Source organism: Nonomuraea sp. CA-141351 (assembly GCF_050944675.1).
In the GTDB taxonomy this organism is placed as follows: Bacteria; Actinomycetota; Actinomycetes; order Streptosporangiales; family Streptosporangiaceae; genus Nonomuraea.
In genome coordinates, this window is sequence record NZ_CP191982.1 from 9,463,164 (window position 1) to 9,476,594 (window position 13,431).

Annotated in this window: 13 protein-coding genes; 6 read left to right on the forward strand and 7 right to left on the reverse strand. The window is 69.4% G+C overall.

The features are described from left to right. Nucleotides 1–23: 23 nt before the first annotated feature. The 4 genes from ACQPWU_RS44435 to ACQPWU_RS44450 all read right to left on the reverse strand — a co-directional run bounded on the left by ACQPWU_RS44435 (nucleotide 24) and on the right by ACQPWU_RS44450 (nucleotide 5,496). Nucleotides 24–1,664 carry a tetratricopeptide repeat protein gene (locus tag ACQPWU_RS44435; RefSeq protein ID WP_433431660.1) on the reverse strand — a complete coding sequence of 547 codons (1,641 nt, stop codon included), beginning with the start codon at nucleotides 1,662–1,664 and terminating at the stop codon, nucleotides 24–26. 265 nt (nucleotides 1,665–1,929) lie between these two features. Next, on the reverse strand, nucleotides 1,930–3,192 hold the full coding sequence (locus tag ACQPWU_RS44440) for a DMT family transporter (RefSeq protein WP_433431662.1): 1,263 nt from the start codon (nucleotides 3,190–3,192) through the stop codon (nucleotides 1,930–1,932). 268 nt (nucleotides 3,193–3,460) lie between these two features. Then, on the reverse strand, nucleotides 3,461–3,949 hold the full coding sequence (locus ACQPWU_RS44445; RefSeq protein ID WP_433431664.1) for a GNAT family N-acetyltransferase: 489 nt from the start codon (nucleotides 3,947–3,949) through the stop codon (nucleotides 3,461–3,463). Continuing rightward, nucleotides 3,946–5,496: an XRE family transcriptional regulator gene (locus ACQPWU_RS44450; RefSeq protein WP_433431666.1), complete on the reverse strand. Its 1,551-nt coding sequence runs from the start codon at nucleotides 5,494–5,496 to the stop codon at nucleotides 3,946–3,948. Before ACQPWU_RS44450 ends, ACQPWU_RS44445 begins: the two co-directional genes overlap by 4 nt. A gap of 278 nt (nucleotides 5,497–5,774) precedes the next feature. Between ACQPWU_RS44450 and ACQPWU_RS44455 the strand changes: the two genes are divergently transcribed. The 4 genes from ACQPWU_RS44455 to ACQPWU_RS44470 all read left to right on the forward strand — a co-directional run bounded on the left by ACQPWU_RS44455 (nucleotide 5,775) and on the right by ACQPWU_RS44470 (nucleotide 9,385). Beyond that, complete coding sequence (locus ACQPWU_RS44455; protein WP_433431668.1) at nucleotides 5,775–6,059, forward strand: hypothetical protein; 285 nt, start codon at nucleotides 5,775–5,777, stop codon at nucleotides 6,057–6,059. Nucleotides 6,060–6,491: 432 nt separating this feature from the next. Further along, on the forward strand, nucleotides 6,492–7,469 hold the full coding sequence (locus ACQPWU_RS44460) for a mechanosensitive ion channel family protein (RefSeq protein ID WP_433431670.1): 978 nt from the start codon (nucleotides 6,492–6,494) through the stop codon (nucleotides 7,467–7,469). 9 nt (nucleotides 7,470–7,478) lie between these two features. After that, entirely contained in the window at nucleotides 7,479–7,859 is a 381-nt protein-coding gene (locus tag ACQPWU_RS44465; protein ID WP_360704525.1) for a globin, read from the forward strand. A 17-nt stretch (nucleotides 7,860–7,876) separates the two neighbouring features. Then, nucleotides 7,877–9,385, forward strand: a complete 1,509-nt coding sequence (locus tag ACQPWU_RS44470) for a glycoside hydrolase family 13 protein (protein ID WP_433431672.1) — start codon at nucleotides 7,877–7,879, stop codon at nucleotides 9,383–9,385. Here ACQPWU_RS44470 and ACQPWU_RS44475 read toward each other — a convergent pair. Together ACQPWU_RS44475 and ACQPWU_RS44480 are read right to left on the reverse strand one after the other, a co-directional pair. Beyond that, a complete protein-coding gene (locus tag ACQPWU_RS44475; RefSeq protein WP_433431673.1) occupies nucleotides 9,380–10,543 on the reverse strand; it encodes an MFS transporter in 1,164 nt (387 codons plus the stop codon). The genes ACQPWU_RS44470 and ACQPWU_RS44475 overlap by 6 nt on opposite strands. Continuing rightward, nucleotides 10,540–10,956: an acyl-CoA thioesterase gene (locus ACQPWU_RS44480; RefSeq protein ID WP_433431675.1), complete on the reverse strand. Its 417-nt coding sequence runs from the start codon at nucleotides 10,954–10,956 to the stop codon at nucleotides 10,540–10,542. The genes ACQPWU_RS44475 and ACQPWU_RS44480 overlap by 4 nt, the downstream gene beginning before the upstream one ends. 109 nt (nucleotides 10,957–11,065) lie before the next feature. Between ACQPWU_RS44480 and ACQPWU_RS44485 the strand changes: the two genes are divergently transcribed. Continuing rightward, nucleotides 11,066–11,965 (forward strand): SDR family oxidoreductase, encoded by a 900-nt coding sequence (locus ACQPWU_RS44485; protein ID WP_433431677.1) that lies wholly within the window; start codon nucleotides 11,066–11,068, stop codon nucleotides 11,963–11,965. A gap of 1 nt (nucleotide 11,966) precedes the next feature. Beyond that, nucleotides 11,967–12,809, forward strand: a complete 843-nt coding sequence (locus ACQPWU_RS44490; RefSeq protein WP_433431678.1) for a MaoC/PaaZ C-terminal domain-containing protein — start codon at nucleotides 11,967–11,969, stop codon at nucleotides 12,807–12,809. Here the strand turns inward: ACQPWU_RS44490 and ACQPWU_RS44495 are convergent. Continuing rightward, nucleotides 12,787–13,398 (reverse strand): TetR/AcrR family transcriptional regulator, encoded by a 612-nt coding sequence (locus tag ACQPWU_RS44495; RefSeq protein WP_433431680.1) that lies wholly within the window; start codon nucleotides 13,396–13,398, stop codon nucleotides 12,787–12,789. The two genes, ACQPWU_RS44490 and ACQPWU_RS44495, sit on opposite strands and share 23 nt — an antisense overlap. Nucleotides 13,399–13,431: the final 33 nt, after the last annotated feature.

Genomic DNA, 13,431 nt, shown 5'->3' on the forward strand with positions numbered 1-13,431 from the left:
TGACATTGGGGGAACCCTCCAGCTCAAGAGAGGCGGCTGGCCCGGCGCTCGTCCGCCTCGGCCTCGGCGTCGCGCCCCAGGGCGCGCAGGGCGACGGCGCGGTTGGTGTAGAGGTCGGGCTCGGGCTGCAGCTCGATGGCCTGGGAAAGGTCGTCCACCGCTCCCTCCAGGTCTCCGGCCGCGTACCGCAGCACCCCCCGGTTTCCCCAGGCGGCCGCGAGCCCGGGCGCGCGCTCGACGGCCAGCTCCAGCGCCTCCCGCGCCTCCCCGAGCCGCCCCGCCGCCGTCTCCAGCTGTCCCAGCACCGTGAGCAGGTGCGGGTTGCCCGGCGCCAGGACGAGCCCGGCGGCGACGTCGGCCCGGGCCTCCTCGTCCCGGTCCGCGGCGGCCAGCAGCCCGGCCCGGTTGATGTACGCGTCCAGGTAGGTGGGATCGAGCTCGATCACCCGGGCCAGGTCGGCCAGCGCCTCCTCGATGTCGCCCCGCACGGTACGCAGCTCCGCCCGGTTGTAGTAGGCCTCGGGCAGCGGCGGCCCGGCCCGTATGGCCCGCTCGAAGTCGGCCAGGGCCTCCTCGTGCCGGCCGAGCTTGAACAGCAGGTTCCCCCGCTCCAGGTAGTAGTCGGGGAAGGCGGGATCCAGCGCGATCGCGGCCGTGTAATCCTCCAGCGCCTCCTTGACGTGCCCGAGAGCGGCCAGGAGCTGCGCCCGGTTGGCCAGCAGCACCATCTTGTGCAGCGGATGCCGCTCCCCCAGCTCGCCCGCCAGCTCGAGGGCCGACTCGACCAGCGACAGGGCGGCGCCCAACCGGCCGTGCCGCAGCTCGATCAGCGCCAGGCCGTTGCGGTCGAAGCCCAGCTTGAACGCCCGGTCCAAGGGCTCTGGCAGCAGGCTGGAGATGGCGATGGCCTCGTTGATCCAGCGCCTTGCCCTGCTCAGGTCGCGACGCGCGGGGTCGGGGTCGCGGGCGTCGAGCATGGCGGTGCCGTAGGCGCTGGCGGCGTGCATGGCCGGATCCTGGCTGGCCGAGCGCACCCGGTCCCACACCGCCCTGGCGTCGTCGGTGCGGCCGAGGCCGCCGAGCGCGGTCGCGGTGCGCTGGGCGAAACGCCACCAGCGCTCGCCCCCCGGCTCGGTCCGCGACATGCCGCGCTCCCCCAGCTCCGCGGCGGCGTGCAGGAAGCCGTCGCGCATGCACCGGTCCACCAGGGCCCACAGCTCGTCCGCGCCACGGGTGTCGGGCGGGGGCTCGGGGCCGCCCGAGTACAACGTGATCGCGAGCGTTTCGGGCGGGATGCGCCGCATCATGACGTCGAGCAGCTCGGTGTCCGTCGGGTCCGCCTCGGTGCCGTTGCACACCGCGATCGCCTCCCCGGGGCGTACGGCGTCACGGAAGAACTCCGCGAGCCCGTTGGCCAGCCGCAGCGTACGGCGGGGCGCGGGCACGAGGATGCGCTCGTCGTCGGACAGGCCGGCGTCGATCGTGACCCGCCTGGCCGGCACGAGATCGGCCAGCTCGGGCGCCGCTGCCCGGATCTCGATGTCGTGGGCCGCAACCAGGTCACCGTCCCGTTCCAGAGCCTGCGGCACCAGGTGACGCAGCAGGGCGGCGGCGACAGTGTAAGGGCCACGCGGCCGGCGATGTCCGTCGATCAACGGCGTCATCAGCCGCGCGGCCCTCACTTGGGCGGGTGGTTCGCCCTGCACTCTGAGATGGGACCTCGCCTCAGTCACCCCTTGTGAATGACGCTGGAGGTCCCTGCGAGCCGCGCGGTGCCTGGCTTGCGGACGACGATGCGCTTCATGACGTACCTCTCCATTGGGGTTAATTCACCATTATTAGGGCACCCCGCCGAATATCAAGCTTTATGGTGAATAAGTGGGAGGTCAAAGGATAAAAAGCGCTGGCCTTTTGATTGTCACTTCTAACCTATTGGGAACGAAACCAGCGGGGCAATGCCTTCGTCCGGGCCTGCTCGGCTTCTTCCATCAAGTCACATAGGCACCGCCCGAGCAACGTGACCGACTGGCAGCACCCCACCCCCGGCAGGCCCCGAGCCCGCACGATGACCGTGGCCCGCTCGATCAGCCGCTCGAGACTGGGCTCCGCCCCGCCCTTGAGCGAGCGGGTGTGCCAGGGGCACGACCCGGTGTTCATGCAGGCACTTTTGTCGATGTACGGGGCGGGACCGCGGGAGAACCGCAGTTGATCTTCACGCTTGATCCTCAGGTCGGCCAGCGCCTTGGTCGCCCGCGCCGTCACGGCGAGGAGGTCCCGCTTGCCTTGGGAGCGCTTCTGCCCCAGGGAGGCGGTCCTCGAGGGGAGGGCCAGCAGCATCGCGCCGGCCATCAAGCCGCCCCCGACGATCATGCTCCAGCCCACCTGCTCGTGGAACCAGATCACCGAGATCGCCGCCACCCAGAGGGGCTGCGACGACATCAGGATCGCACTCGGCACCGCCGGCACGTGCGCCTGCCCGTACGAGCGGGCCAGGAACCCCAGCGCGCACGACACCACGGCCAGATGCCCGAGTACCAGCCAGTCGGGGCCGCTCGACGGCACGGCGAACCCGTCACGCACGGCGACGACCCCGGTGAGCAGTCCGATGGTGAAGAGCTGGATCACGGTCAGCGCGTACGCGTGGAAGCCCGACCCGCGCTTGGACAGCTGCGCGAGCAGCAGCGTGTGGCCGGAGTAGAGGGCGGCGGCGGTGAGCGTGACCCCGAGCGCGAGCACGGAGACCTCGCCATCCTCCACCCCGCGCAGCAGCGTGAACACGGTCATGCCGGCCAGCGCGAGCACGACCCCGGCCCAGATCCGCCAATGCACCTTCGCCTTGAACACGACGAGCGCCAGGATGGGCGTGATCACCACGCTGCAGCCGACGGCGAAGCCGGACAGGGAGGACGGCAGGCTGTGCAGCGCGATGGCCTGACCGGCCTGGCCGACCCCGAACATGACCCCGAGAACGATCCCGTTGATCCACGTCTTACGTGGCAGCCCCCGAAGGCAGCCCGGCCGGATGAGGAGGAGCGTGACCGCGGCGAGCAGGTAGCGCTCGGCGAGCAGATCCTCGACCGCTAACCGGTGGATGAGATCTTTCATCAGCGGAAATGCCGACCCCCAAGCGGCGCTGACGAACAACAGAAGCACAGCTCCCGTAAGGGGGCGGGGAGCGGGCACGACTGCCATGGCAGAAGCATCTCACTACTATTCGCAGCCGCAGATGTACAGGGCGCAGCCGGTGAGGTTCCTCTACAACTCGGTGTTAAGAGCCTCACCCGCGGGTTCGTACATCCATATCCGGGGCCGTTTCAGAAACGGCGGTCACCGCCCGATGCGGCAGGTGACGGAAGAAGCTCCGGCGGGAGAACACGCCGTGAGAGCCGGGAATGGTCACCGGGGAAGACCGGTGCAAGGCCCCGGAGGGGTGAGGTTGGGGCCCGTGCGAGGAGGGATTCTAGAGTTCGATGACCGCGGGAGGGATCAGCCGTTTCTCACCGTAGATGACGGTCAGATCACCGACCCGCTGTCTGGAGAGCTCGCGCCATCCCCGGCGCTCGTACAGCGCCAGCGCGGCCCCCTGGTTGAGCGTGGTGTCACCTCTGAGGCGCTCGAAGCCGAGCTCCGCCGCGCGCTGTTCAAGCGCGTGCAGCATGGCCTCGCCGAAGCCGCGCCGCTGGTGCTCCGGATGGACTCGCAGCCGGCAGATCTCGGCCGTGCACGTGTCGACGGGTTTCAGGCCGCCCATGGCGACCACCCGAGCGTCGACCTCGCCGACCAGGAAGTCGCCGCCACAGGCGACGTAGATCTCCTGGATGCGTGGGAAGTCGTCGTCGTAGTAGACGCCGTCGCCCGGCATCAGCCCCACCTCGGCGAGGCATATCCGGTGGAGCGCGAGAATGGTGTCGAGATCGGACCAGCGATAGCGCCGGATCTCCAACGTCATGCACCGCCCGCCTTCAGCTGGGCCCTGGGCCGACGCAACTCGGCCCTGAACTCCTCGAGTTTGGAATGGTTGGCGTCACGCGCCATGATCGCCTGTTCGAGCGCCAGGGCGGGACGCATGATGAAGTCGGTCAGATATTCGTCACTGACCATCCGCAACGCCCGGGTGCCGATGTCGAGTGCGGAGTCGAGCTCGCCGTCGATCATGCGGCACTGGGCCTGGTCGAGCCGGATCAGCGTCTGGTCGAGGATGTGGTCCTCGTACTTCTCCAGCGCCTGGTCGAGCACCACCTCGGCCTCCAGCGTCTGGCCGAGCTTGGTGAGCACGTCGCCCTGGTAGAAGTAGAGCTGCTTCTCCGTGTAGCCGAAGGCCATGTCTTCCTGGTCTTCCGTCCGCATGTGGGAGAAGGCGTTCCGGGCTCGGGCCAGCGCGCGTTTGGCCTGGTCGACGACCTCTTTCTTGCTCTCCTGGCCGGAGAGCATGGCCAGCGCCCTGGCCTCGACGACCGGCGCCATGGCCTGCGCGGGGCAGGGCGTGTTGCCGGCGAGGTCGCGGCTCTTCTTCGCCAGGTTGAGCGCCTCGCGGGCGTCCCCGAAGTAGAGGGGGACGAGCGACTCGCGGGCGGTGATCCACGCGCGTAGCGCGCGGTCGCCCGTCTCGTCGGCCGCGGTGCGCCCGGTCCTGAAGAAGGAGCGGGCCAGCCGGTGGTCACCGAGATTGATCATGATCATGCCACTCAGCCCTGACAGCTGGGCCGCCATCCTCAGTAGGCGGTCCTGCAGGTCGATGGGCTGGCGGCGGGACATCGCCGTACGTACGGCGCTCATCTCGAGCAGCACGTCGCACAGCAGGCGCAGCGGAGCCGTCGTCGTGTATTGACGGCCGAAGCTGAGCGTGGCCTCCTCCCACTGGTCGAGCATCGCGGCCGACACGGTGGCCGACACGAGCGTCTCGTCCATCCGGCGCCTGATGCCCTCACAGGCGCCGAGGATGGGCCCGTCGAGCGTGGTGACCAAGCGGGACTCGGCGTTGAGCAGGTTGAGCAGCGTGCGGCGGAGGATGTTCTCGTCCTCCTCGGCCTCCGGCTCTGTGACCATCGGCTTGAGCAGCAGCTCACGCTCCGTCGGCAATAACGGCCGCTCCTTGACATCGACAGCGGACACCACCTGCAGGCGGTGCCCGCGGCCGCAGATGCACGGCCCGTCGTAGCCGAGCTCATGCGGCTCGACCCGGTAGACGGTGCACAGGTAGTGCATGTATTCGGGCCCTGGGCGCTTGAGACCGCTTTCGTAGGCGGACAGCAACGTCTCGCCGATGCCGGGCATCGACTTGTCGTCACGCTCGAACAGGGCTCTGATCTGCTCGACGACGTCTGCCAACGCGATGCCGTGGGAAAGGCGGTGTGCCTTGATGCGGCTGGTGCCGAACTGTGACGTGCACTGCTCATGGATCTCGTCAGCTATCTGGGCAGAAGTCCGCCCGGCGGCCAGGCCCTTGGCTCTGATCCTCCGGGCTATCTCCGTTTCCCTGTGCTGTCTGCCGGCCATCCCGGCCCCTCTCGCGCGTGTCTCGACCGGTCCACAACTGGTGACTCAGCGTAGCGTCCATGTCGCTGTGCGCCTACCCATGAGTGTGAACCAATGTCGACAGGATGGAAACGCCCGTGCCCAAGCCTACGGTTAAGGATCGTCCTCCGAGGGACTGTTTCTTACAACCCATGAGGTAGAAGCAACTCCCTGTGAGCGGGGACCACCGTTGCGCGCGCCGTTGACATGAGCCATGTTTGGCGCACCAGCCAGATTCCCAAAGAGGGAGGGGACTAACGGTGGGGGACGACAACTTCGAGCATCTGAAGCGTCTCGTGTCAGAGCTCGGCGCTCACGGACTGCTCGCGCGAGTGGTCCAGACACAGGGAGGACGCACGTTCGCCCGGGTCATCAACCCGAACGCGACGAGCCTGTCGGAGAACGTCACCTGTCGGTCCACGAGCGCATCCGACATGCAGGACTGGTGGTACTGCTGGTCCTGGGGCGAGCGGATGCACAAGGCCGACGACCCGGCTGGGGCGGCCACGAAGGTCGCACGCGTGCTGGCCGCCGTGGGGGAGTGACGACGCGGTGACCCGGGTGGAGCGCAGCCACCACGGCTCACCGCACCCACGACGGCGTCAACGGAGCCGGCGGGGCGGCCGGTGCGGAGGGTTCCCGTATGCCGGAGCCCTGGTCGCCTCGCCGGTTCCGGCCCAGGCGCGGCCCAGCGTGCCGCGCCCGCACAAGAGCCACCCGTCCGGTCCGCCGGGCGGGTGTTCGGGGGATCCCTCCCGGAACCGGCACGGGACATGCTTCCGGGTGCGTGTCCCGTCTCGAGCCGTCCGTCATCGGAGCGTTCGCTCTCTCCCTCCGCGGCCCAGAGAGCGGGCAACCCCGTCTTCCCCGGCGTGATGTGACGGCGGGCGGTCCGGCCGGCTGTATTTTTGGAGCGAAACGGTCCAAGCAGCCGACCGAACCGCTTCCGGAGGGGGATCCACCCAGTGCTACCGCTGGTGACACAGTTGCCACCACTCGCTTTCCCGACGGTCCTGTCGGACGTGGACAAGATGACCCAGGCAATGGGCGCGACGTGCCAGAACGACCCGATCTGCTCTACGTTCGTCGGGCTGTTTGACAACGCGGCCTGGGCGCCTCTGGTGGCCAGCGCGATCACCATCGTCGTGATCATCGTGCTCGCGTTCGTGCTCCGCAATCTCGTGCACCGGGTCATCACGAGAGTGGTCAACCGCGCGGCCACGGGCGGGTCGATCACCAACAGGTTCCGTAAGAACGCGGCCCCCGACGGCATCGACGCGCTGCTGCACGAGCGGCGCAAGCAGCGGGCCGAGACGATGGGCTCGGTGCTCAAGCACGTCGCCTCGATCGTCATCCTCGGCACCGCGGTGCTGACCGTGCTCGACCGGCTGACGATACCGATCGCGCCCCTGCTGACCAGCGTCGGCATTCTCGGCGTGGCCATCGGCTTCGGCGCGCAGGAGCTGGTCAAGGACTTCATCGCGGGCATGTTCATGCTGCTCGAAGACCAGTACGGCGTGGGCGACGTCATCGACGCGGGCGCCGCGGTCGGCACGGTCGAGGCGGTCACCCTGCGGGTCACCAGGCTGCGCGACGTCGACGGCCGCGTCTGGTACGTCCGCAACGGCACCATCACCAGGGTCGGCAACGAGTCGCAGGGATGGTCGCGCGCCTACGTCGACGTACCGGTGCCCTACGACACCGACGTCACGAAAGTGCGGGTGCTGCTCGAGCACGTGGCGGAGGAGGTCTGGGCCGACTCCGAGTTCCGCGAGAGCAAGATCGTGGAGCAGCCGCAGGTGTTCGGCGTGGAGCAGCTGTCCGACAGCTCGCTGGTCTTCCGCATCTCCGCCAAGACGCTCCCCTCGGCGCAGGCGGAGGTGTCGAGAGAGCTCAGGATCAGGGTAAAGGCGGCGATCGACTCCGCCGGCATCGCCTTGGTCGCCACCGCATAGGGTATGTACGTGAGCGAGACCTCCTTCTATGACGCCGTTGGGGGCGAGGACACCTTCCGGCGCCTCGTGCACCGCTTCTACGAGGGGGTCGCGGAAGACCCGCTGCTGCGGCCGCTCTACCCGGAGCCCGATCTGACGGGCGCCGAGGAGCGGCTGCGGGGCTTCCTGATCCAGTACTGGGGCGGGCCCAACACCTACAGCCAGGAGCGCGGCCACCCGAGGCTGCGCATGCGGCACATGCCGTTCGTGATCGGCGAGCCCGAGCGGGACGCGTGGCTGCGGCACATGCGTGACGCGGTCGACTCGCTCGATCTGCCGGAGGAGCAGGAGACCAGGCTCTGGGACTATCTGGTCTACGCGGCCCACAGTCTGGTGAACTCACCTACATAACGGGCATGACACGCCACATGGATATCCCCTGGTGGCGTGATGCCGTCGTCTACGAGATCTACGTTCGAAGCTTCGCCGACGCCTCGGGAGACGGCGTCGGCGACCTGGCCGGGGTGCGCGAGCGCCTGCCGTACCTCCAGCGGCTGGGGATCGACGCCATCTGGCTGACGCCGTTCTACCCCTCCCCCATGGCCGACGGCGGTTACGACGTGGCGGACTATCGCGACGTCGATCCGCTGTTCGGCTCACTGGCCGACTTCGAGTCCCTGGTCGCGGACGCCCACGACCACGGGCTGCGGGTGCTCGTCGACGTCGTGCCCAACCACAGCTCCTCCCAGCATCCCTGGTTCCAGGCGGCCCTGCGGGGCGAGCGGCGCGACCGGTACATCTTCCGCGACACCACCAACAACTGGCAGTCCACGTTCGGCGGACCGGCCTGGACGAAGGTGGCGGACGGGCAGTACTACCTGCATCTCTTCGCTCCCGGGCAGCCCGACTTCAACTGGCGCAATCCCGAGGTGCACGCCGAGTTCCTGGACATCCTGCGGTTCTGGCTGGACCGGGGCGTCGACGGATTCCGCATCGACGTGGCGATGGGGCTCTACAAGGCCGAGGGGCTGCCCGACGTGGGCGACCAGTCGTTCAAGTCGGTCTCGCCGGTGTGGGGGCAGCCCGAGGTGCACGACGTCTACCGCGACTGGCGCAGGCTCCTGAACGGCTATCCGGGCGAGCGGATGGCCGTGGGCGAGGTGTGGACGGACAGCTCCGAGGACCTCGCCCTCTACGTGCGCCCCGATGAGCTGCACCAGAGCTTCAACTTCGCCTGGCTGCAGGCGCCGTGGTCGCCGACGGCGTTCAAGAAGGTCATCGACGACACACTGGCCGCCGTGCCGTTCGCGACGTGGGTGCTGTCCAACCACGACGTCGTACGCCACCGCACCCGCTACGAGGCGGACGATCCGGGGGCCGGCCTCGCGCGGGCCAAGGCGGCGCTGCTGACGATGCTGGCGCTGCCCGGCTCCGCCTACCTCTACCAGGGCGAGGAGCTGGGGCTGCCCGAGGTGATCGACCTGCCCGACGAGGCCAGGCAGGACCCGGTCTTCTTCCAGTCCAAGGGCGAGCTGCCCGGGCGCGACGGGTGCCGGGTGCCGATCCCATGGACGGTGGACACCCCCTCGTACGGGTTCTCGCCCGGCGGGGTCGAGCCGTGGCTGCCGCAGCCCGCCACGTTCGCGGAGCTGAGCGTCGAGAAGCAGGAGGGGGACGCCGGCTCGACGCTGGAGTTCTACCGCCAGGCCCTGGCCTGCCGCCGTGACCTGGGCAGATCAATTCCTTATACCTTGGAGTGGCTGGATTCTCCCGAAGGTGCGCTTTTCTTTACCCGTGGCTCGCTGACCTGCGCCGTCAACTGCGGTCTGGGGCCGGTGCACCTGCCTGAGCACGATGCCGTGCTGCTGTCGAGCGGACCGCTCAAGCGGGGCCTGCTGCCACCCGACACCGCGGTGTGGCTGCGGAGCGACTCATAACCCTCGCGGGCGCTCGCCACGGAAGGGGATGACGGGCAACGACAGCAGCGCGCACGCCAGACCCGCCGCGAAGCCCGCCCCGAACCCCGCGTGCTCGATCACCACGCCGGCCAGCGGTGTGGCGACCAGAGAGACGGTGTTCTGAATGGTGTTGTGGGTGCCGAGCACCCTGCCCGCCCAGGCGGGCCCGGCCAGCTCGCCGGCAGCGAGGTAGGCGAGCCCGTTGCCGGCCACGGTCATCACCGCGGCCAGCGCGAGCATGGCAGGGCCGAGCCAGGTACCGGCGAGCGTGCCGGCGACCAGCAGTACGAGCACGCCCAGATTGGCGACGGTGATCAGCAGCAGGGGCCGCATGCGCAGGCCGGTCCTGTCCGACCAGCGCCCGACCGCGATGCGTACCGCGGCCCCGCCGATGGCCGCCACCCCGAACAGCTGCCCGGCCCCCACGCTGTCCCAGCCGTACAGGCGGACCAGGCAGGTCACGCCGTACGTGCTGACCACGATCTGCGGCACCACGTGCAGGGCGCTGGTGGCGTGCACCCGCCATAATGCGGGCTGCCGGTACGGCGTGCCCACCGGCGCCGACCCGGACCCGGCGAGCTCGTGCGGCGGCTCGGACAGGAAGAGCGCGGCCAGCACGGCGGCCACCAGGCTGACGGCGGCGCAGACGGTGAGCACGCCGGGCAGGCCGTGCGCCCGCGCGACCGGCGGCAGTACGAACGCACCGATGGCCATGCCCAACGTGAAGGAGACCTGGCGCAGGCCCATGGCGACGCCGCGCTCCGGCGGCTCGAACCAGCGCAGCACGATCCGGCCGCCGCCGACCATCGCGGCCGAGCCCGCCGCGCCGGCCAGGGCCAGCAGCGCGATCACCGCCCACGTCTGGCCGACGATCGCGACCCCGGCGAACAGCACGGCCGCCAGCCCCACCCCCGTACCCAGGACCAGCCGTTCGCCGTGCCGGTCGGCCAGCGCTCCCCAGGCGACGAGCGCCACCAGGATGCCGATGGCCGGGGCGTTGGCGATGATGCCCGCCACCGGCAACGGAACACCGAAATGTCGCTGTATTTCAGGCATGACGAGGGGCAGGCCGAAGAGTCCTAAGGTGACGCTGGCATGTGCGTTGACACCCAGCGCCAGCATCAGCCAGCGCCTCACGAGAAGCGTTTGAGGTAGGACAGTTCGCTCTCGGTGAGCCTGCGCGGGCCGGCCCGCTCGACGTCGTAGGCCGCGAGGACCGACCTCGCGGTGACGAACACCTCGTGGTCGTCGCGGATCTCGTACTGGAGCGAGAACCGCACCGCCCTGACCTCGGTCACCCACGTCTCGACCCGCACCGGGTCGGCGCGGAAGCCGAGCGGGCGGCGGTAATCGATTTCGTGGCGGGTCACCACCAGGCCCTTGAACGGCTCCTCGCCCGCGTTGTACGGATCGATGTGGAACATCCCGAAGCGCGCGTCCTCGAGGTAGTCAAGGAAACGCACGTTGTTCACGTGGCCCTGGGAGTCGATGTCGGCGAATCGCACCGTCCGGGGGTAGACGTGTCGCTGGGGCTGGAAACGTTCAACCACGTCCGCCACCGTACCCGCCCCGGACATGTGGGGATGCGTCACGATTACCCTATCATTTCTAGATTTTAATACTAGAATTGAGTTCGTTACCCAAGGATCGAGGTGTCAGATGAGCGGGATCGTCGAAGGTCGCGTGGTGATCGTCACGGGGGCGGGCAGGGGAATCGGGCGTGGGCACGCGCTCGAGTTCGCCAGACAGGGCGCGAAGGTGGTGGTCAACGACCTGGGGGCGGAGGTCGACGGCACCGGCACGTCCGCGGCGGCGGCCGAGGTGGTGGCGGAGATCGAGGCCATGGGCGGCCAGGCCGTCGTCAACGGCGAGGACGTCTCCGACTTCGACGGCGCGGAGCGGCTGGTGCGCTCGGCCGTCGACCACTTCGGCGGCCTGGACGTGCTGGTCAACAACGCCGGCATCCTGCGCGACCGGATGCTGGTCAACATGACCGCGGACGAGTGGGACGCCGTGATCAGGGTGCACCTGCGCGGCACGTTCGCGCCGCTGCGCCATGCCGCGGCCTACTGGCGGGCCAGGGCCAAGGCGGGCGAGCCGGTGGATGCCCGGATCATCAACACGACGTCGTCCTCCGGCATCTACGGCAACCCCGGGCAGGGGAACTACGGCGCCGCCAAGGCCGGCATCGCGGGGCTGACCGTGATCGCGGCGAAGGAGCTGGAGCGGTACGGCGTGACCGTGAACGCGGTCGCCCCCGCCGCGCTCACCCGGATGACCTCCGGCTTGATGCCTGCCGGCGCGACCGGCGCCGACCCCGACGACATCGCACCACTCGTGGTCTGGCTGGCCAGTGCGGAGGCCCGGGGGATCACCGGGCGGGTGTTCAACGTGCGCGCGGGCGTGATCAGCGTGGCCGAGGGCTGGCACGCGGGTCCCGGCGTCGACAAGGGCTCGCGGTGGGATCCGGCCGAGCTGGGCTCGGTCATCCCCGCGCTCGTCGAGAAGGCCGCGCCGAACGCGCTGACCAACGGCCGCATCCCAGGGCGGGAGGACTGACATGGCGCTCGACCACGGCCTGATCGGTGTCGAGGGTCCCGCCCACGAGCGCACATGGACCGCCAAGGACACCATGCTGTACGCGCTCGGAGTCGGGGCGGGGACGTCCGAGCTGGAGTTCGCGACGGAGAAGGGGCAGCGGGTGCTGCCGACGTTCGCGGTGCTGGCGGCGCAGGCTCCGAGGCGACCGCTGGGCGACTTCGACCCGGCCATGCTGGTCCACGCGGAGCAGTCCTTCGAGCTGCATCGGGAGCTGCCCCCGGCCGGGGGCGTACGGACGACCTCCAAGGTGACGGGGATCTACGACAAAGGCTCGGGGGCGCTGGTCACCTCGTCGGCCACCGCCGTGGACCTGCGTACCGGTGAGCCGCTGATCACCTCGCGGAGCGCGGTGTTCATCAGGGGCGAGGGCGGTTTCGGCGGGGATCGCGGGCCCCGCGACCCGTGGACGCTTCCCGATCGGGCGCCCGACCACAAGGTGACGTACCCTACGCGGCCGGAGCAGGCGCTGATCTACCGGCTGTCAGGCGATTACAACCCCTTGCACAGCGATCCCGAGTTCGCGGCCAGGGCCGGGTTCGACCGGCCGATCCTGCACGGGCTGTGCACGTACGGGGTGACGGGGCGGGCGCTGCTGCACGTGGTGGCGGGGTCGGATCCCGCCCGGTTCCGGGCCATGTCGGGGCGGTTCACCAGCCCGGTCTTCCCTGGGGAGTCGCTTACCGTGTCGATCTGGGTGGACGGGGCGGAGGTGCTGTTCAGGACGGCCAAGGACGACGGCACAGTCGTGCTCGACCGGGGGCGCGCGACAGTCGGTGAGGTCAGTCCTCTTCCAGGACCTTGAGGGGGTCGAGGCGGCGGATCAGCGTCATGGCCGCCTCGATGACCTCCTGCGCGTCCTCCTCCGTATCGGAGGTGGCGACCTCACGCGCCGCCTCCCCGATGATGCTCGTCAGCACCGCCACAGTGAACCGGTCAAGCGGGTCCCCACCGGCCCCCAGCAGCACGGCGTTCTGGCGTACCCACTCCCGGCCACGGGTGCGGCGGATCAGCTCGAACCCCGGCGGGCCGTCCCCCTCGATGAACAGCCTGACCAGGTCGCGCCGCTGCCAGGCCCCGGCGAGGTACGCGCGCGCCCCGGCGATCAGCAGCTCGACGGGATCGCTCACGCCCTCCTTCTTGGCCTTGGCCACGCTGGAGGCCGACGCCTCCTCGTGCGCCGCCTGGTGGTCCTCGTACAGGGCCAGGAACAGCTCGGTCTTGCCGCCGAAGTGGTGGTAGAGGCTCCCGACGCTGGACCCGGCGCGGGCGACCACCTCGGAGACGTTGGCCTCGGCGAAGCCGTGCTCGCCGAAGACCTCGCGAGCCGCCTGCAGCATGCTTCTGCGGGTCTGGGCCGTACGGCTCCACTCCCACGAGGACTTACGTGCCACGCGCCGATTATAGCCCGGCAAATTCTAGAATCA